Here is an 18,803-nt window from a genome sequence, read left to right on the forward strand (position 1 = left end):
GCGCCGCCTCCTCGGCCGGTGTCTCGCCGTCGGCCGGGTCTCCGTGCGCCGCCTCCCCGGCCGGTGTCTCCCCGTCCGCCGGGTCCCCGCCGGGGGCCGGGCGCCGGCCGGGCGGGTCCGGCCGCCGGGGGACCGACGTGTGCCACAGCTCGCGGGCCGCGGCGAGCGCGGCCAGGACCAGCAGGCCGTTGCGGACGAACAGCAGGGTGACGCCGAGGGCGTCACCGGCGACCACGTGCGAGAACCACAGCGGGAACTCCAGCGTCGTCACCAGCGACGCCGTCAGGACCAGGGCGGCCGGCACCCGCATGCCGGTACGGCGGAAGCCGAGGCAGACCGCCGCCAGCCCGACCAGCCACACCATGTACTGAGGGCTGATCACCCGGCTCGTGGCCGTGAACATCAGCACCGCCACGAAGGCGGCGTCCGCGAGCGTGCGCGGCAGGAACCGGGTGGCCGACAGCCGCCACAGCAGCAGCCAGCCGAAGGCGATCCCGCTCAGCGCCAGGGCGGCGGTGCTCACCACGCCCACGTACGGGCCGAGGAACTCCACCGAGCCGTAGTTGAGCAGCACCTGCCCGTCCCAGCCGAAGTGCCGCGCCACGTGGAAGACCAGCGCGCCCAGCGACTCGATCTCGGTGCCCCGGTCCCGCTGGAAGGTCAGGAACGCGAAGGCGCCCGGCATGGCCAGCGCGAACAGCGCCCCCAGGGCCCCGGCCGTCACCGCCGCCGCGGCCCACGCCCGGCGGCGCACGGCGCCGATCAGCAGCAGCACCGGCCACACCTTCAGCATCGCCCCGAGACCCGCCAGCGCCCCCATCAGCCGCGGACGGCGGGCACCCGCGAGCAGCGCGGCCACCGCGACGGCCGTGACCAGCATGTCGTAGCGGGCGTAGACCGTCGGCCCGAGCAGCGGCACGCCCGCCACCCACACCCAGGCGCCGCGCACCGTCCGGCCGGGCCGCCGGCCCGCGCCGCACAGCAGGGCCAGGACCGCGAGGTCGGCGAGGAGGACGAGGACGAAGAAGGCGTGCGCGTAGTCCAGGAAGGACAGCAGCGCCGGGGAGACGATCGCCAGGGCGGCCGCGGGCGGGTACTGCCAGGTGACGTCGTCCAGCGGGAACGTCCCGGTGCGCAGCACCTCGTACCAGCCCTGGTAGATCACCGAGACGTCGCTGGTGACGTCCGGGCCGGGGAAGACGTACACCTTGAACGCGAACAGGAGCAGCAGCAGCCGGGTCAGGCCCCACAGGGCGAGCGGCCCGGTCAGGGATCGCGTTCCGTCCGTCCTGTCCACCTGCGCCCCTGTTCGTCTCGCCGCGGCCTCCGGCGCGTGCCGGCTCGGTGCCGCCCGTCGTGCCGCCCGTCGTCCCGGGGAGCCATGATCCCCCGGCCGCCCGCGCGGGAGCGGTGCGGCACGGCCGTGCCGGGCTGTGAGTGTACGTTCGGTAGGGTCGGGTGCTGATGCGCAAGACCCTGATCGTCACGAACGACTTCCCGCCCCGGCCCGGCGGCATCCAGGCGTTTCTGCACAACATGGCGCTCCGGCTGGATCCCGACCGGCTCGTCGTCTACGCCTCCACCTGGAAGCGGAGCCGCGAGGGCCTCGAAGCCACCGCCGCCTTCGACGCCGAGCAGCCCTTCACCGTCGTGCGCGACCGCACGACCATGCTGCTGCCGACCCCCGCCGCGACCCGGCAGGCGGTCGCGCTGCTGCGCGCCCACGCGTGCACGTCGGTGTGGTTCGGGGCGGCGGCGCCGCTCGGGCTGATGGCGCCGGCGCTGCGCCGCGCGGGCGCCGAGCGGCTGGTGGCCACCACCCACGGGCACGAGGCCGGCTGGGCCCAACTGCCCGCCGCCCGGCAGCTGTTGCGGCGGATCGGCGAATCCACCGACACCCTCACCCACCTCGGCGAGTACACGCGCTCGCGGATCGCCGGGGCGCTCACCCCGCAGGCCGCCGCGCGGATGACGCGGCTGCCGCCCGGCGTGGACGAGAAGACCTTCCACCCCGGGTCCGGCGGCGACCGGGTGCGGGCCCGGCTCGGGCTCACCGACCGGCCCGTCGTCGTGTGCGTCTCCCGGCTCGTGCCGCGCAAGGGGCAGGACACGCTGATCCTCGCCATGCCGCGGATCCTGGCGAAGGAGCCGGACGCGGTGCTGCTGATCGTCGGCGGCGGGCCGTACGAGGGCGAGCTGCGCAGACTGGCGCGCGAGACCCGGGTCGAGGACTCCGTCGTTTTCACCGGGGCCGTGCCCTGGCCGGAGCTGCCCGCCCACTACGGCGCCGGTGACGTCTTCGCCATGCCGTGCCGCACCCGGCGCGGCGGGCTCGACGTCGAGGGGCTCGGCATCGTCTACCTGGAGGCGTCCGCGACCGGGCTGCCGGTCGTCGCCGGGGACTCCGGAGGCGCGCCCGACGCCGTGCTCGACGGCGAGACCGGGTGGGTGGTGCGCGGCGGCTCCGCCGAGGACACCGCCGACCGGATCGTCACCCTCCTCGGGGACGCCCAGCTGCGCCGCCGGATGGGGGAGCGGGGACGCGCCTGGGTCGAGGAGAAGTGGCGCTGGGACCTGCTCGCGGAGCGGCTGAAGGACCTGCTGTAGACGGACGCCGGCGCGGACCCCGCCGACCGGGACCCGCGCCGTGACGTCATGTCAGGCGTCCGTCTGTCGCCCGTCAGGCGCCCGCCGGACGAGCGGCTACTTCTGGTAGATCGCCTCGATCTCGGTCGCGAAGTCCTTCGCCACCACGTTCCGCTTCAGCTTCAGCGAGGGCGTGAGGTGCCCCGAGTCCTCGGTGAACTGCGTCGCCAGGACGCGGAACCTGCGGACCGACTCCGCCTGGGAGACCGCCGTGTTGCCGTCGTCCACCGCGGACTGGACCGCCGCCAGCAGGTCGGGGTCCTCGCGCAGGGACGCCGCCGTGGAACCGGCCGGTTTGCCGTGCTCGGCCGCCCAGCGGCCCAGGAACTCCTCGTCGAGGGTGATGAGCGCGCCCACGAACGGCCGCGCGTCCCCGACCACCATGCACTCCGCGACCAGCGCGTGCGCCCGGATGCGGTCCTCGATCACGGCCGGCGCCACGTTCTTGCCGCCCGCGGTGACGATGATCTCCTTCTTGCGGCCGGTGATCCACAGGTACCCGTCCTCGTCGAGGGTGCCGAGGTCGCCGGTGTGGAACCAGCCGTCGGCGAGGGCCTCCTCGGTGGCGCCGGGGTTGTTCCAGTACTCCTTGAACAGGTGCTCGCCGTGCAGCAGCACCTCGCCGTCGTCCGCGATCCGCACCACCGAGCCCGGCAGCGGCTGCCCGACCGTGCCGATCTTCTGCCGGTCCCAGGGGTTGAAGGCGGTGGCGGCACAGGACTCGGTCAGGCCGTAGCCCTCCAGGACCGTGAAGCCGATGCCGCGGAAGAAGTGGCCGAGCCGCTCGCCGAGCGGGGCGCCGCCGGAGATGGCGTACTCGCCGCGGCCGCCGAGGACCGCGCGCAGCTTGCCGTAGACGAGCTTGTCGAAGACCGTGTGCCTGATCCGCAGGCCCAGCGAGGGGCCGGAGGGCGTGTCCAGGGCCTTGCTGTAGGCGATGGCCGTGTCGGCGGCCCGGTCGAAGATCCTGCCCTTGCCGTCCGCCTGGGCCTTGGCGCGGGCCGAGTTGTACACCTTCTCGAAGACGCGCGGCACGCCGAGGATCAACGTCGGCCGGAAGGCGGCCAGTTCGTCGGTGAGGTTCTTGACGTCCGGGACGCAGCCCAGCTTGATCGGCGCCATCATCGGCGCCACCTGGACCAGCCGGCCGAAGACGTGGGCGAGCGGCAGGAAGAGCAGCACGCTGCACTCGCCGGTGCGGAACAGCGGACGCAGGCGCTCCACGACGTTGCCGCACTCCGCGAAGAAGCTGCGGTGGGTGAGGACGCAGCCCTTGGGGCGGCCGGTGGTGCCGGAGGTGTAGACGATGGTCGCGGGGTCGTCGGCCTTCGCCAGCGAACTGCGCTCCTCGACCGCCGCGTCGCTGACGTCCTGGCCCAGGCGGCCCAGTTCGGCGACGCCGCCGCCGTCGATCTGCCAGACGTGCTTCAGTCCGGGCAGCCGGTCGCGCACCGACTCGACGGCGGCCGCGTGGGCGTCCGTCTCCACCAGGCAGGCCGTCGCGCCCGAGTCGCTGAGGATCCACTGCACCTGCTCCGGCGAGCTGGTCTCGTAGACCGGCACGGTGACCGCGCCCGCGCTCCAGATCGCGAAGTCCAGCAGCGTCCACTCGTAGCGGGTACGGGACATCAGGCCGACCCGGTCGCCCGGCTGCACGCCGGAGGCGATGAGTCCCCTGGCGGCGGCCCGGACCTCGTCGAGGAAGGCGGTGGCCGTCACGTCCTGCCAGGCGGCGCCGGCCTTGCGGGCGATCACGGCGACATCGGGATGCTGCGCGGCGTTTCTGCGGACGATGTCCGTCAGGTTGCCGTCCGAGGGGACCTCGTACAAAGCCGGAAGGCTGAACTCGCGCAAGACTGCTGCTCCTCATAGGGCGCCGGCGCCACGACGTTGTGTGATGCGACGGTCCGGTCCACGGCTCGGGCAGGGTGCTCAGGCTCGGCGGGAGCCGGCGGATCCCACGGGTTGACGACCTGAGCACGACGTGACTGCCCGGACGTTACCCGCCGGTATGGCGACTACGACAGGGGGGTCCGTCGAGATGTTCGCTGCGTCACACGGATGGTGCTGCGTTGGTGTTTCTCCTGATGTTCCTGCGCGCACAGTAGTCGACTCGTTTCCCGACTGGCGAGTAAGCGCAGGCTGGGCCGCCCCTGGTCACGTCAGTCGCCCACGCTTACCCTTGATCGCCATGGCACCCACACCGGCCGGCGACCGCGGGACGCGGATCCACGTGGTCAGCGACGTGCACGGCAACGCGCGTGACCTCGCACGCGCCGGGGACGGCGCGGACGCCCTGCTCTGCCTCGGGGACCTGGTCCTCTTCCTCGACTACGCCGACCACTCGCGCGGCATCTTCCCCGACCTGTTCGGCGCGGAGAACGCCGACCGCATCGTCGAACTGCGCACCGCCCGCCGCTTCGAGGAGGCGCGCGAGCTGGGTACGCGGCTGTGGGCCGGGGTGGGGGAGGACCGGGCCGCGGTGATCGAGCGGGCGGTGCGCAAGCAGTACGCCGAGCTGTTCGCCGCCTTCCCGACGCCGACGTACGCCACGTACGGCAATGTCGACATGCCGCCGCTGTGGCGGGAGTACGCCGGGCCGGGCACGACGGTGCTGGACGGCGAGCGGGTGGAGATCGGCGGCTGGGTCTTCGGCTTCGTGGGCGGCGGCCTGCGCACGCCCATGCGCACGCCGTACGAGATCAGTGACGAGGAGTACGCGGCGAAGGTGGAGGCGGTGGGCGAGGTGGACGTGCTGTGCACGCACATCCCGCCGGAGGTGCCGGAGCTGGTCTACGACACGGTGGCCCGGCGCTTCGAGCGGGGCAGCCGGGCGCTGCTCGACGCCATCCGCCGCACGCGGCCCCGCTACTCCCTCTTCGGCCACGTCCACCAGCCGCTGGTGAGCCGGATGCGGGTCGGCGCCACCGAGTGCGTGAACGTGGGGCACTTCGCCGGGACGGGCCGGCCGTGGGTACTGCGGTGGTGAGGCGGTCCGGTCCACGAGGGCCGGTATCCGCAGGTGGGGGTGGTGGGAGGCGGGGCGCCGCGCGGTAGCCTTCACGCGGCACACACGTGCGCACGACCACCTCTTGCCGGACCGCATCTGGAGGAGCCACGGCGATGGCGGAACACACCAGCTCGAGCATCGAGATCGAGGCGGCCCCGGCCGACGTCATGGCGGTGATCGCCGACTTCGCGCGCTACCCGGACTGGACCGGTGAGGTGAAGGAGGCGGAGATCCTCGCGACCGACCCGGAGGGCCGCGCCGAGCAGGTGCGGCTGGTCATGGACGCCGGCGCGATCAAGGACGACCAGACGCTGGCGTACACCTGGAACGGCGAGCACGAGGTCTCCTGGACGCTGGTGCGGTCGCAGATGCTGCGGTCCCTGGACGGTTCCTACCTGCTGAAGCCGGCGGGCGCGGGCGGCACCGAGGTCACCTACCGGCTGACGGTGGACGTCAAGATCCCGATGCTCGGGATGATCAAGCGCAAGGCCGAGAAGGTGATCATCGACCGGGCGCTGGCGGGCCTGAAGCAGCGGGTCGAGTCCGCCCGGTAGCGCGCCCACCACGCCGTCGGGCCACAGGGGGCCGTCCCGCCGCGGCCCCGGGGTACGGTTCACCCTCATGCGCACCATCCTGATCACCGGTCCCGGCGGCAGCGGCCGTACCACCGTCGCCGCGGCCACCGCGCTCGCCGCCGCCCGGGAGGGCGTCCGCACGCTCGTCCTGGGCACCGACCGCGGCGACAGCCTCGGGGCCGCGCTCGGGACGCCGACCGGCCCGGCCCCCGTGGCGGTCGCGCCCGGCCTCACCGCGTGGCGTCCCGACGCCGCCGCCGGTTTCCGGGACGACCTCGCGGGCCTCCAGGAACGTGCGTCCGGGGTGCTGGACCTGCTGGGCGCCGGCCCGCTCGACCCCGAGGAACTCACCCCGCCCCCCGGCGCCGAGGAACGCGCCGTCCTGCGCGCCCTGCGCGACGCCGCCCTCGCCGAGGAGCACGACCTGCTCGTCGTCGACCTGCCGCCGGCCCCGCGGGCCCTGGCCCTGCTCGCCCTCCCCGAGGAACTCCGCCGCTATCTGCGCCGGCTGCTGCCGCCCGAGCGGCAGGCCGCCCGCGCCCTGCGCCCGGTCCTCGGCCGGCTGGCCGGCGTGCCCATGCCCGCCGAGTGGCTGTACGAGACCGCGGCCCGCTGGGACCTCGAACTCGCCGCCGTGCAGGCCGTCCTGGCGGACCGGGCCACCACCGTGCGGCTGGTCGCCGAACCCTCCCCGGCCGGCACCGACGCCGTGCGGAGCGCCGCCCTCGGCCTCGCCCTGCGCGGCCTGCGCCCGGACGCGCTGATCGCCAACCGGGTGCTCCCCGAGGAGGCCGGCGGCGGCTGGCTCGCCGGGCCGCTCGCCCAGCAGCGCAAGGCCGTCGACGACTGGGGCGCCACGTACGGCGTGCACCGCGTCCCGCACCTCGGGCGCGACCCGCGCGGCACCGACGACCTCGCCGCCCTCGGCGTCCCCGGGGCGGGGGCGGCCCCCGCCCCCGTCGACTGGCCCGTCGAGGACCGGCTCGCCGAGGACGGCGTGCTGGTCTGGCGCATCCCGCTGCCCGGTGCCGCCCGCGAGGACCTCGACCTCGTCCGGCGCGGCGACGACCTCGTCGTCACGGCCGCCGGGTTCCGCCGGGTCGTGCCGCTGCCCTCCGCACTGCGCCGCTGCCGTGTCGCCGGGGCGGGCCTGCGCGAGGGCGAGCTGCGCGTCCGGTTCGCGCCGGACCCCGGACTGTGGCCGCGGACGCCGTGAAACCGCCGCCCCCGTTCGGGTAACGTCGCAGGGACGACACGTAGTCAGGAGCCCGCCATGAGCGAAGAGCGCCCCCTCTCCGACGCCGCTCAGGAGCAGCCTGCCGGCGAGCCGCGCCCCACGGGTGACGCCGACGCGTGGGCGACCGCGTGCGCCGAGGACCTGGAGACGGAGCAGGCCCGCCGCCGGGAGCGGCACGGGCCGCCGCCCGGCTCCGCCGCCGAGGAACTGCGCCGGCTCGTCGACACCGTCGCGGACAAGCTGTCCGGCCTGCCGTCACCGCTGCTCGGCGCGGTCGCCGGGCCGGCCGCCCAGCAGATGGTGCAGCAGGTCGTCCAGCAGGCCAGGGCGGCCGTGGAACCCGTGCTCGAGCGGAACCCGGACGTCTTCGACCACCTCGCCGCGGCCGGCCACGAACTGCTCGCCGCCTACCGCTCCGCGGTGCAGGCCCAGGAGCGCCGCTGGACGGCCGGTGCGGACGCGGGCAGCGCCGCGGACGAGTTGAAGAACCTCGGCGAGTCCCGCCGCGACCCCGGTGAGGGCACGGGTCAGGGTCAGCGTATCGACTTGGACTGACCGCTGCTCGGGTACGGTTGGCCGTAGCGGGGCTCGACCGAAACTGAGGGATTCATGGGACTCACCATCGGCGTCGACATCGGCGGCACGAAGATCGCGGCCGGCGTGGTCGACGAAGAAGGCAACATCCTCTCGACCTTCAAGGTGCCGACGCCCACCACCCCCGAGGCCATCGTGGACGCCATCGCCTCGGCGGTGGAGGGCGCGCGCGCGGGGCACGACATCGTCGGCGTGGGCATCGGGGCCGCCGGATACGTCAACCGGCAGCGCTCGACGGTCTACTTCGCGCCCAACATCGACTGGCGCAACGAGCCGCTCAAGGAGAAGGTCGAGGAGCGCACCGGCCTGCCCGTCGTGGTGGAGAACGACGCCAACGCCGCGGCATGGGGCGAGTACAAGTTCGGCGCGGGCAAGGGTCACCGCAACGTCATCTGCATCACGCTCGGCACCGGCCTCGGCGGCGGCATCATCATCGGCAACAAGCTGCGCCGCGGGCACTTCGGCGTGGCCGCCGAGTTCGGCCACATCCGGATGGTGCCGGACGGGCTGATGTGCGGCTGCGGCTCGCAGGGGTGCTGGGAGCAGTACGCCTCCGGCCGCGCCCTGGTGCGGTACGCCAAGCAGCGCGCCAACGCCACCCCCGAGAACGCCGAGGTGCTGCTCAGCCTCGGTGACGGCACCCCCGACGGCATCGAGGGCAAGCACATCTCGATGGCCGCCCGCCAGGGCGACCTCGTCGCCGTCGACTCCTACCGCGAGCTGGCCCGCTGGGCCGGCGCCGGTCTGGCCGACCTGGCCTCGCTCTTCGACCCGTCCGCGTTCATCGTCGGCGGCGGGCTGTCCGAGGAGGGCGAGCTGGTCCTGGGGCCGATCCGCAAGTCGTACAAGCGCTGGCTGGTGGGCGGCAACTGGCGGCCGGTCGCCGACGTGATCGCCGCGCGGCTGGGCAACAAGGCCGGCCTGGTCGGCGCCGCCGACCTGGCCCGGGAGCCCGACCCGATCATGTGACGTCCGGCCGTGGGGGTGCTGCGCGATGCGGGCCGCGGGTCCGTCGTGGCCGGTCGCGCAGTTCCCCGCGCCGTCGGGGCCGGCGTGGTCCCGTATCTTGACCGCATGGCGACCCTGTTGCTGCCCGGTTCCCGTACCGAACCCGACGGTTCCGCCGTCCTGCGCGTCCTCAGTTACAACATCCGCTCGATGCGCGACGACACCGCCGCGCTCGCCCGCGTGATCAGCGCCTGTGCCCCCGACCTGGTCCTGGTGCAGGAGGCCCCCCGCTTCTTCCGCTGGCGCAAGAAGCTGGCCCGGCTCGCGGCCGCGTCGGGGCAGACGGTCCTCTCGGGCGGCGCCACGGCCGCGGGGCCCGCGCTGCTGTGCTCGCTGCGGGCCACCGTCGAGCGGACCGAGGACGTGCTGCTGCCGCTCACGCCGGGACTGCACCGGCGGGGCTTCGCGACCGCGGTGGTCCGCTTCGGCGGCGCTCGCCTGGGGGTGCTGAGCTGCCACCTCTCGCTCCAGCAGGACGAGCGGTACGAGCAGGGCGGCATGCTCCTGGACCGGCTCGCCGGCCTCGGCACGGAGCAGGTGATCGCGGGCGGCGACCTCAACGAACGCCCCGGCGGACGCACCTTCCGGCGCCTGGCCGGAGAACTCCAGGACTGCTGGGCCACCGCTCCCTGGGGCGGCGAGTACACCTCGACCCCGGCCGACCCGCACCAGCGCATCGACGCGATCTTCGCGACCCCGGGGATCGAGGTCCTCGGCTGCGGGGTGCCGCACGGCCACCCCGGTGTGACGGAGCAGGACCTGAGGGCGGCCACGGACCACCTTCCGGTCCTGGCCGCCCTCAGAGTCCCGGCGAGCTGAGCGGGGCGGCCCGGCGGCGGGGCCGGCCGGGGCGACTCGGCCGGGCGGGGTGGGTCGAGCGGGCTGGGCGAGCCGACCGGCCGGGGTGAGCCGACCGGCCGGCGTCGACCGGCCGGGGTGAGCCGGCCGGCCGGGACAGCCGGCTGGGCGGGGTGTCAGACCACCGCGCCCCGCCCCGGATCGTCGTCGCCCTCCTCGTCCGTGCGCATCCGTACCACCAGCGTCGCGAAGCCGCCCAGGAAGCCGCCGATGCCCAGCGTGGTCAGCCACCAGGTCATGTCCCAGCCGAGCAGCACCGCCAGCAGCAGCAGCACCGGGCCGCCCAGCACGCCCAGCCACGCGAACTTGGCCGTGGCGTCGGCGGCGGGCAGCGGCGGCGGCTCCGGCGGTACGAAGTGGCCCTCGTCGTCCTCGCCGAGGTCGTCGTCGGACGGCTCGGGCGCCGTGTAGTCCCGGGGCCCGCCGCCCACGCCCGGCGCGAAGGTCACCGAGCTGCCGAGCGGCTCGGGGGTGCCCTTCGCCGGCTCGGGCTTCGGCTCGGGCTTCGGCTCGGCCGCCTCGCCTCCGCCGTCGTTCGGCTCGGCCTCCAGCAGCGCCAGATCCTCGACCGACTTGAACGGCTTGGCCCCCGGCGGGTCCGGCGGCTCCTCGCCGAACCCGGCCACGATCGCCGCCCAGGCGGCCTCCTCGTCGAACGGCACCTGCTGCTCACCGGGCTCGCGCCGCTGCCCGCCGCGGGCCTGCGGGTGCTCCCGGTCCTCCCGCTCCTCGCGGTCCTCGCGCTCCGAGTCGTGCTCAGCCACCTGCGGCCGTCCCTTCCTTGCCGACACTGGGTGCGAGCCGGCCGATGAACGCGAGACTCTCCTCGAAGATCCGGTCCGCGTCGTAGTCCAACGTTGCGACGTGGTAGCTCTGTTCCAGGGGCACCTCGCGGACGTCCGTGGAGGACACCCGGCTGAGGACGCGGGCCGGGTCGGCCGGCGGGACCACATGGTCCTGCGGGCTGTGCAGCACCAGCAGCGGCTGCGTGACCTGGGGCAACTCGCCGTCGACGAGCCGGAAGAAGGTCCGCAGGGAGTGCGCGGCGTGCAGCGGGACCCGGTCGTAGCCGATCTCCGTCACGCCGGGCCTGGCGATGTCGCTGGTGATGCCCCGGGTGGTGCGCACCAGGTGCCGGGCGACCGGCAGGGCGTACGCCGACAGTCCGTGCACCTTGTTCGCCGGGTTGACGACCGCGACGCCGCTGACCGCGTCCCCGTGCCGGGCCGCGAGCCGCAGCGCGAGGGCGCCGCCCATGGACAGGCCGAACACGAACACCTGCGCGCACCGCCGGCTGAGCGCGCGCAGCTCGCGGTCCACCTCGGCGTACCAGTCCTGCCAGCCGGTGAGCGCCAGGTCCTCCCAGCGGGTGCCGTGCCCGGGCAGCAGCGGCAGCGTCACGGACAGACCGTGCTCGGCCAGGTACTCCGCCCAGGGGCGCAGCGACTGCGGGGAACCGGTGAAGCCGTGGCACAGCAGGACGCCGACCTCCCCGCCGTCATGGCGGTACGGCTCGGCTCCAGGAAGGACCGGCACCTTCGGTCTCCTGTTCATGTCAGAGGGGCGTTCATGTCAGAGGGGCGTTCGTGTCGGGGGAGCGTTGATGTGCGAGGAGCGGTGACGTGCGAGGGGCGGTCAAGGGCGAGAGGCGTGCGAAGAGTCCAGGTGTGCTTCACCGTACGCGACCGCACTGACACCGACCAGGGTCGTCGGCTCCTTTGCCCGGCCGCCGGGTTATGGTCTGATCGACAGACACAGGAGGCACTCGGTTGTTGTACGGCGCGATGAAGGTTTCCGTCGGGGGGCCGCTGAAGCTCGTCTTCCGGCCCTGGGTGGAGGGCCTGGAGAACGTTCCCGCCGAGGGCCCCGCGATCCTGGCGAGCAACCACCTGTCCTTCTCCGACTCGTTCTTCCTGCCCGCGGTGCTCGACCGGAAGGTCACCTTCATCGCGAAGGCCGAGTACTTCACCACCCCCGGCCTCAAGGGCCGCCTGACCGCCGCGTTCTTCAAGGGCGTCGGCCAGCTCCCGGTGGACCGCTCCGGCGCCCGCGGCGCGGGCGAGGCCGCGATCCGGAGCGGGACGGAGGTCATCGAGCGCGGTGAGCTGTTCGGCATCTACCCCGAGGGCACCCGCTCGCCCGACGGCCGCCTCTACCGCGGCAAGCCCGGCGGCCTCGCGCGCGTGGCGCTCGCCACCGGCGCGCCCGTCATCCCGGTCGCGATGATCGACACGGAGAAGATCCAGCCGCCCGGCAAGGTGATGCCGAAGCTGATGCGGCCCGGCATCCGGATCGGCCGGCCGCTCGACTTCAGCCGCTACCAGGGCATGGAGCACGACCGCTTCGTGCTGCGCGCGGTGACCGACGAGGTCATGTACGAGATCATGAAGCTCTCCGGCCAGGAGTACGTCGACGTGTACGCGACCGCCGCCAAGCGGCAGATAGCGGAGGCGGCCAAGGCGGAGAAGGAAGCGGCCAAGGCGGCCAGGGCCGCGCTCGCGCAGGCCGAGAAGGAACAGGCGCAGAAGGAAGCCCAGCGGCTGGAGGAAGAGCAGCGCCGGGACGGGCAGCGGGAGCAGCGGGAACGGCGGGCCGGCCCGTAGCGGCGGGCGGACGGGGGCGGGGGGCATGGCCAGGCGCGAGAGAGTCATGAGGATGTCGGTCGAGCAGCCGCTGTGGCATGCGCTCACCGGCTACCGCGTCCTGACGATGGTGTACGCGATCGGGCTCTTCGCCAGCGCATACGACGAGGTCGCCCGCCCGCGGGTCGCCCTCGCCTACTTCGCCGTGCTGGCCGTGTGGACCCTGGCCACCCTGCCCAAGGTCGCCAACGCCGCGAGCTGCACCCGGCCCTTCCTCGCCGTCGACCTCGCCGTCGCCCTGGCGGGAATCCTGCTCACCCGGGTCGCCGAGACACCCGAGCGGATCGACGCCGGCGCCCCGACCCTGCCGTCGATATGGACGGCCGGCGCCGTGCTGGCCTTCGCCGTCAAGGGCGGCTGGCGGTGGGCGGCGTTCGCCTCCACCCTGGTCGCCGCCGCCAACCTGGTGCACCGCTCCGGCGTCCCCACCCGCGACACGGTCCACATGGTGCTGCTGGTCTGGATCGCCTCCATCGCCATCGGGTACGTCGTCGAGGTCGCCCGCGCCTCCGAACGCACCCTGGCCCGGGCGCTGGAGATCGAGGCCGCGACCCGTGAGCGCGAACGGCTCGCCCGGGACATCCACGACGGCGTGCTCCAGGTGCTGGCGATGGTGCAGCGGCGCGGCGCGGTCCTCGGCGGTGAGGCGGCCGAACTGGGCCGCATGGCCGGAGAGCAGGAGGTCGCCCTGCGCACCCTGGTCTCCGGCGGCCTGGTGCCCGTCGCCCGGGTGCGCGAGGACACCGCCGAGGGAGCGGTGGTCCGCGCCGTGGAGGAGCCGGACGACGACGCCGGCCCCGTCGACGTGCGCGCGCTGCTCGCCCCGTACGCGGCTGCCCGGGTCAGCCTCGCCGAGCCGGGCGCGCCCGTCCTGCTGCCGCCGTCCGCCGGGCGGGAGCTGGCGGCCGCCGTGTCGGCGGCCCTGGACAACGTCCGCCGGCACGCCGGCGCGGACGCCCGGGCCTGGATCCTGGTCGAGGACGAGCCCGACGCGGTGATCGTGTCCGTCCGCGACGACGGCCCGGGCATCCCGGAGGGCCGCCTCGCGCAGGCCGAGGGCGAGGGACGGCTCGGCGTGGCGCTGTCGATCCGGGGCCGGCTGCGGGACCTGGGCGGCACGGCCGAGCTGATATCGACGCCCGGACAGGGCACGGAAGTCGAGCTGAAGGTACCCAAACGGATGGCACGGGGGCGGCGATGAGCGAGCGGCAGGGCCGGATCACGGTGATGGTGGTCGACGACCACCCCATGTGGCGCGACGCGGTCGCCCGCGACCTGGCCGAGTCCGGTTTCGAGGTGGTCGCCACGGCGGGCGACGGCGACCAGGCGGTGCGCCGGGCCAAGGCGGCCGCCCCCGACGTGCTGGTGCTCGACCTCAACCTGCCCGCCAAGCCCGGCGTCCAGGTGTGCAAGGAGCTCGTCGCCCACCGGCCGGCCCTGCGTGTCCTGGTGCTGTCGGCGAGCGGCGAGCACGCCGACGTGCTGGAGGCGGTGAAGTCCGGCGCGACCGGCTATCTGCTGAAGTCGGCGTCCACGCAGGAGCTGCTGGACGCGGTCCGCCGTACCGCCGCCGGCGACCCGGTCTTCACGCCCGGCCTGGCCGGTCTGGTGCTCGGCGAGTACCGGCGGCTGGCCTCCGAACCGGTGCCCGGCGCCGCGCCGGACGCCGACGAGGCCAAGGCGCCCCGGCTGACCGACCGCGAGACCGAGGTGCTGCGGCTGGTCGCCAAGGGCCTGAGCTACAAGCAGATCGCCGAGCGGCTGGTCATCTCCCACCGCACGGTCCAGAACCACGTGCAGAACACCCTGGGCAAGCTCCAGTTGCACAACCGGGTGGAACTGGTGAGGTACGCGATAGAGCGCGGCCTCGACGACGCGTAGGGACCGGCCCGAAGCAACCATTGGCCGACTCACCGGAATTGCCCTTACGGGCCATGCCGTAGTGACGTGAGTCACCATTAGCGTGCTCGTACGGCACACGGCAACCGCGGCGAAGGGACATTTCCATGCGGGTCGGAGTACTGACCGGAGGCGGCGACTGCCCCGGGCTCAACGCCGTCATCCGGGGCATCGTCCGCAAGGGCGTGCAGGAGTACGGCTACGACTTCACCGGCTTCCGGGACGGCTGGCGCGGCCCGCTCGACGGTGACGTCACGCGCCTCGACATCCCGGCCGTGCGCGGCATCCTGCCCCGCGGCGGCACCATCCTCGGCTCCTCGCGCACCAACCCGTTCCAGCGCGACGGCGGCGTCGCCCGGATCAAGGAGAACCTCGCCAAGCAGGAGGTCGACGCGCTCATCGTGATCGGCGGCGAGGACACCCTGGGCGTCGCGGCACGCCTGTCCGACGAGTACGGCGTGCCCTGCGTCGGCGTCCCGAAGACCATAGACAACGACCTGTCCGCCACGGACTACACCTTCGGCTTCGACACCGCCGTCGGCATCGCGACCGAGGCGATCGACCGCCTGCACACCACCGCCGAGTCCCACATGCGCGTGCTGGTCGTCGAGGTGATGGGCCGCCACACCGGCTGGATCGCCCTGCACTCCGGCCTGGCCGGCGGCGCCAACGTCATCCTCATCCCCGAGCAGCGTTTCGACGTCGACCAGGTGTGCGCCTGGGTGACGTCCCGGTTCGGGGCGTCGTACGCCCCGATCGTCGTGGTCGCCGAGGGGGCCGTGCCCAAGGACGGCGCCATGGTCCTCAAGGACGGCTCCCTCGACTCCTTCGGGCACGTCCGGCTGTCCGGGGTCGGCGAGTGGCTGGCCAAGGAGATCGAGCAGCGGACCGGCAAGGAGGCGCGCACGACCGTCCTCGGGCACGTCCAGCGCGGCGGCACGCCCAGCGCCTTCGACCGCTGGCTCGCCACCCGCTTCGGCCTGCACGCCATCGACTGCGTCCGCGACGGCGACTTCGGCACGATGGTCGCGCTGCGCGGCACCGGCATCGTCCGGGTCCCGATCACCGAGGCCACGGCCCGGCTGAAGACGGTCGATCCGGCGCTGTACGAGGAGGTCGGGGTGTTCTTCGGCTGAACCGGCGTTCGGTGCGGGTGGGGGCCGTATAGTCGACCCGTACCCGCACCCGTATCCATACGGAACGGCCGACGCCCGTACAGAACGGGAGACATCGTGGAGATCCTGGCCTTCGGTGTGCAGGCCGACGAGAGGCCCCTGATCGAACGGGCCTTCCGCGGCCACCACGAGGTCCGCTGCCTGGACGTCTTCCTCACCGAGGACACCGCCCCCATCGCCGCCGGCCACGAGATCGTCTCCACCAGCGTCAACGCCGACCTCGGCGCGCCGGTCCTGGCCACCCTGGCGTCCGGCGGGACCCGGATGGTCGCCCAGCGCTCGACCGGCTTCAACAACATCGACCTCGGCGTGGCCGAGCGGCTCGGCATCACGGTGGCCCGGGTCTCCTCCTACTCGCCGTACGCGGTCGCCGAGTTCGCCTGGGCGCTCGCCCTGGCCGTCAACCGCCGCGTCGTCCGCGCCTCCACCCGCACCCGCGACTTCGACTTCCGGCTCGACGGACTGATGGGCCGCGACCTGAACGGCCGCACCGCCGGCGTCCTCGGCACCGGCAGGATCGGCGAGGCGTTCGCCCGGATCGCGCACGGTTTCGGCATGCGGCTGCTCGGCTGGGACGTCGCCGAGAATTCCGTGTGCCGGCAGCTCGGCATGGCGTACGTCCCCAAGGAGCAGCTGCTCGCCGAGTCCGACCTGGTCACCCTGCACGTCCCGCTGATGCCGGAGACCCGGCACCTGATCGACGCGGACGCCCTGAAGACGATGAAGGACGACGCGATCCTGGTCAACTCCAGCCGCGGCGGCCTCGTCGACACCGCCGCCCTGGTGCGGGAGCTGCGCGCCGGCCGCTTCACGGGCGTCGGCCTCGACGTGTACGAGGCGGAGGCCGGGCTGTTCTTCCTCGACAAGTCCCTCCAGCCCGTCGAGGACGACACCCTCGCCCGCCTCGTCCCCTTCCCGAACGTCCTGGTCACCTCCCACCAGGCGTACTACACCGAGGACGCGGTCGGCCAGATCGTCGACACCACGGTGCGCAACGTCCTCGACTACACCGCCGGCCGCCGCTCGGAGAACGTGCTGGTGCCGCGCAGCTGACCGACCAGCTCCCGGACGACGCCGGCGCCGTTCAGCGACAGCACCGACTCCGGGTGGAACTGGACGCCGGCGAAGCCCGGACCGCGCAGCGCGTGCACCTCACCGGTGCCGCTCCGGCTGACCTCGATGCCGTGCGCGGCCAGCTCCGCCGCCGTCCCGTCGTCGCAGCGCGCCACGAAGCTGTTGTAGAAGCCGACGGTCTCGGCCCGCCCGAACAGGTCGATCGTCGTCTGCGCCCCCTGGTAGGGCACCTCCTTGCGCACCAGGTCCAGCCCCAGTTCGGCGGCGATCAGCTCGTGGCCCAGGCAGACGCCCAGCACCCCGTGCCGGTGCCCGCGGAGCGCTTCGGCGGTGAGCTCGCGCAGCAGGCGCATCTTGGCATCGCCCGGGTCGGACGGGTCGCCCGGGCCGGGTCCGACGACGAGCGGACCCTCGTGCGCGAGCACGGCCCCGCGCAGGCCGGGCTCGTCGTACCGGCGGACGGTGACGGTGAGGCCCGAGGAGCGCAGCACGTGCGCCAGCATCACCGTGAAGGTGTCCTCGCCGTCGACGACCAGGGCGTGCCCGGTGAGTTCTCCGGTCCGCTCCTGCATCCGCAGCCAGAAGGGGGCCAGGGCGGCCCGGCGCCCGTCCAGCGCGGCCCGCACCCGGGGGTCGTCGGCCAGCCGCGGCCGGCCGGCCTCCTCGCGCGGCCGCCGCTCCCGCACGCCCAGCGCCGCCAGCACGCCCGCCGCCTTCGCGTGCGTCTCGGCGACCTCGCCCGCCGGGTCCGAGCCGCGGACGAGCGTGGCACCCACCGGCACCCGCAGCCGGCCGGCCGCGTCGATGTCGGCGGTGCGGATCAGGATGGGGGAGTCCAGCGTCTGCGCCCCGCCGGCGTCCCGGCCGAGCAGGGCGAGGGCCCCGCCGTAGTAGCCCCGACCGCCCCTCTCGTGCCGCTCGATGACCCGGCAGGCGTTCTGCAGCGGCGAGCCGGTGACGGTCGCCGCGAACATGGTCTCCTTCAGCACCTCGCGCGCGTCCAGCGAGGAGCGGCCGCGCAGCTCGTACTCGGTGTGCGCCAGGTGCGCCATCTCCTTGAGCCGCGGCCCGACCACCACCCCGCCCATGTCGCCGACCGCGCACATCATCTTGAGCTCCTCGTCGACGACCATCGACAGCTCCTCGATCTCCTTGCCCTCGGCCAGGAAGCCGAGCAGGTGCTCGGGGGTGGGCCCGCCGGCCGGGTAGCGGTACGTCCCGCTGATCGGGTTCATCACGACCGTGCCGCCGGACATCCGCACGTGCACCTCGGGGCTGGCCCCGACCAGCGTGCGCTCCCCGGTGTGCACCACGAAGGTCCAGTACGCCCCGCGCTCCCCGAGCAGCAGCCGCCGGAACAGCGCCAGCGCGTCGGACCGGCCGAACCCCTCGATCCGCCCCCGGTACGTCCGCCGGATGACGAAGTTGGCACCCTCGCCCCGCCCGATCTCCTCGTCCAGCACCCGCCCGACGATCCCGGCGTACTCCTCGTCCCCGACGTCGAAGCCACCGCCCTCGACCCGCACCTCGTGCGCCGGGAGCTGCCGCAGCGCCTCGGCGAGCGGGACGGCGTACGACTCCTCCGGGACCAGCGCCAGCAGCGGGGTGCCGTCGTCGTGGACGTCGAAGCCGCGCTCCCGGATCTGGCGGTGCGGGACGACCGCCAGGCCCTCGTCGGGCAGGTCGGCGAGGCGGTCGTACGCCGTCACCGGGCCGAGCAGCAGCTCCACGGTGTCGTGGTCGTGGCCGGGGGCGCGGCGGCGCAGCAGGGCGAAGGGGCGGGGGTCGTCGAGCAGGCCGAGCAGGTTCATGGGGCGGGTTCCTTCCCTGGGGGTCTGTGGAGAGGAACGGCCCCGGAAAACACCGAAGGCCGCCCCTCGGGCGGCCTTCGCGAAGTCTTGCGTACGCGCAGTCAGTGGGCCGCCGGAGAAGCGGTCCACCACCAGTTCTGGGTCGAGTGCGCGAACATGCCCCGCACCCTACCCCATGTCCGCGGGGCGGGTCCGGTGTCCGCGGGGCGTATCCGGCGTCTCATTTTCTGGGCACGGGAAGGAGGCCGCCACATCACCCCGTACTGTTGAGAAG

General features: G+C 73.8%; 18 protein-coding genes. 12 read left to right on the top strand and 6 right to left on the bottom strand.

The window, feature by feature from the left end:
• Positions 1 to 1,297, bottom strand: a 1,297-nt coding sequence (locus tag ACFF45_RS20385) for a glycosyltransferase 87 family protein (RefSeq protein WP_381347843.1), incomplete at its 3' end; no start/stop codon positions are given.
• Positions 1,298 to 1,464: 167 nt separating this feature from the next.
• Between ACFF45_RS20385 and ACFF45_RS20390 the strand changes: the two genes are divergently transcribed.
• A complete protein-coding gene (locus ACFF45_RS20390) occupies positions 1,465 to 2,607 on the top strand; it encodes a glycosyltransferase family 4 protein (protein ID WP_381347844.1) in 1,143 nt (380 codons plus the stop codon).
• A gap of 96 nt (positions 2,608 to 2,703) precedes the next feature.
• Here ACFF45_RS20390 and ACFF45_RS20395 read toward each other — a convergent pair whose 3' ends face one another.
• A complete protein-coding gene (locus ACFF45_RS20395) occupies positions 2,704 to 4,500 on the bottom strand; it encodes an AMP-dependent synthetase/ligase (protein ID WP_381347845.1) in 1,797 nt (598 codons plus the stop codon).
• A gap of 337 nt (positions 4,501 to 4,837) precedes the next feature.
• On the opposite strand from ACFF45_RS20395, the gene ACFF45_RS20400 reads away from it, so the two are divergent.
• From ACFF45_RS20400 to ACFF45_RS20425, 6 genes are all read left to right on the top strand, one after another.
• On the top strand, positions 4,838 to 5,635 hold the full coding sequence (locus ACFF45_RS20400; RefSeq protein WP_381347846.1) for a metallophosphoesterase family protein: 798 nt from the start codon (positions 4,838 to 4,840) through the stop codon (positions 5,633 to 5,635).
• Between the two features lie 134 nt (positions 5,636 to 5,769).
• Positions 5,770 to 6,210 carry an SRPBCC family protein gene (locus ACFF45_RS20405; RefSeq protein ID WP_381347847.1) on the top strand — a complete coding sequence of 147 codons (441 nt, stop codon included), beginning with the start codon at positions 5,770 to 5,772 and terminating at the stop codon, positions 6,208 to 6,210.
• Positions 6,211 to 6,277: 67 nt separating this feature from the next.
• On the top strand, positions 6,278 to 7,447 hold the full coding sequence (locus ACFF45_RS20410; RefSeq protein ID WP_381347848.1) for an ArsA family ATPase: 1,170 nt from the start codon (positions 6,278 to 6,280) through the stop codon (positions 7,445 to 7,447).
• Positions 7,448 to 7,504: 57 nt separating this feature from the next.
• Positions 7,505 to 8,023: a DUF5304 domain-containing protein gene (locus tag ACFF45_RS20415; RefSeq protein ID WP_381347849.1), complete on the top strand. Its 519-nt coding sequence runs from the start codon at positions 7,505 to 7,507 to the stop codon at positions 8,021 to 8,023.
• Positions 8,024 to 8,077: 54 nt separating this feature from the next.
• The gene (locus ACFF45_RS20420) at positions 8,078 to 9,031 is read left to right on the top strand and encodes an ROK family glucokinase (protein WP_381347850.1); all 954 of its coding nucleotides are present in this window, start codon (positions 8,078 to 8,080) and stop codon (positions 9,029 to 9,031) included.
• 105 nt (positions 9,032 to 9,136) lie between these two features.
• Entirely contained in the window at positions 9,137 to 9,889 is a 753-nt protein-coding gene (locus ACFF45_RS20425) for an endonuclease/exonuclease/phosphatase family protein (RefSeq protein ID WP_381347851.1), read from the top strand.
• Between the two features lie 155 nt (positions 9,890 to 10,044).
• Here the strand turns inward: ACFF45_RS20425 and ACFF45_RS20430 are convergent, their stop codons facing one another.
• Together ACFF45_RS20430 and ACFF45_RS20435 are read right to left on the bottom strand one after the other, a co-directional pair.
• Entirely contained in the window at positions 10,045 to 10,692 is a 648-nt protein-coding gene (locus ACFF45_RS20430) for a hypothetical protein (RefSeq protein WP_381347852.1), read from the bottom strand.
• Complete coding sequence (locus ACFF45_RS20435) at positions 10,685 to 11,464, bottom strand: alpha/beta hydrolase (RefSeq protein WP_381347853.1); 780 nt, start codon at positions 11,462 to 11,464, stop codon at positions 10,685 to 10,687. Before ACFF45_RS20435 ends, ACFF45_RS20430 begins: the two co-directional genes overlap by 8 nt.
• Before the next feature lie 248 nt (positions 11,465 to 11,712).
• On the opposite strand from ACFF45_RS20435, the gene ACFF45_RS20440 reads away from it, so the two are divergent.
• From ACFF45_RS20440 to ACFF45_RS20460, 5 genes are all read left to right on the top strand, one after another.
• Positions 11,713 to 12,531, top strand: coding sequence for a lysophospholipid acyltransferase family protein (locus ACFF45_RS20440; protein ID WP_381347854.1), 819 nt, complete (start codon positions 11,713 to 11,715; stop codon positions 12,529 to 12,531).
• Positions 12,532 to 12,556: 25 nt separating this feature from the next.
• On the top strand, positions 12,557 to 13,771 hold the full coding sequence (gene macS, locus ACFF45_RS20445) for a MacS family sensor histidine kinase (protein WP_381347855.1): 1,215 nt from the start codon (positions 12,557 to 12,559) through the stop codon (positions 13,769 to 13,771).
• A complete protein-coding gene (locus ACFF45_RS20450; protein WP_381347856.1) occupies positions 13,768 to 14,451 on the top strand; it encodes a response regulator in 684 nt (227 codons plus the stop codon). Before macS ends, ACFF45_RS20450 begins: the two co-directional genes overlap by 4 nt.
• 125 nt (positions 14,452 to 14,576) lie before the next feature.
• Positions 14,577 to 15,605: a 6-phosphofructokinase gene (locus tag ACFF45_RS20455; RefSeq protein ID WP_381347857.1), complete on the top strand. Its 1,029-nt coding sequence runs from the start codon at positions 14,577 to 14,579 to the stop codon at positions 15,603 to 15,605.
• A 96-nt stretch (positions 15,606 to 15,701) separates the two neighbouring features.
• The gene (locus tag ACFF45_RS20460) at positions 15,702 to 16,697 is read left to right on the top strand and encodes a 2-hydroxyacid dehydrogenase (protein ID WP_381347858.1); all 996 of its coding nucleotides are present in this window, start codon (positions 15,702 to 15,704) and stop codon (positions 16,695 to 16,697) included.
• Here ACFF45_RS20460 and ACFF45_RS20465 read toward each other — a convergent pair.
• Positions 16,649 to 18,529, bottom strand: a complete 1,881-nt coding sequence (locus ACFF45_RS20465) for an anthranilate synthase family protein (RefSeq protein WP_381347859.1) — start codon at positions 18,527 to 18,529, stop codon at positions 16,649 to 16,651. The genes ACFF45_RS20460 and ACFF45_RS20465 overlap by 49 nt on opposite strands.
• Before the next feature lie 101 nt (positions 18,530 to 18,630).
• Positions 18,631 to 18,783: a trp operon leader peptide gene (locus ACFF45_RS20470; RefSeq protein WP_381347860.1), complete on the bottom strand. Its 153-nt coding sequence runs from the start codon at positions 18,781 to 18,783 to the stop codon at positions 18,631 to 18,633.
• Positions 18,784 to 18,803 lie beyond the last annotated feature (20 nt).

Source organism: Streptomyces cinereospinus (assembly GCF_042430725.1).
Lineage (GTDB): Bacteria > Actinomycetota > Actinomycetes > Streptomycetales > Streptomycetaceae > Streptomyces > Streptomyces cinereospinus.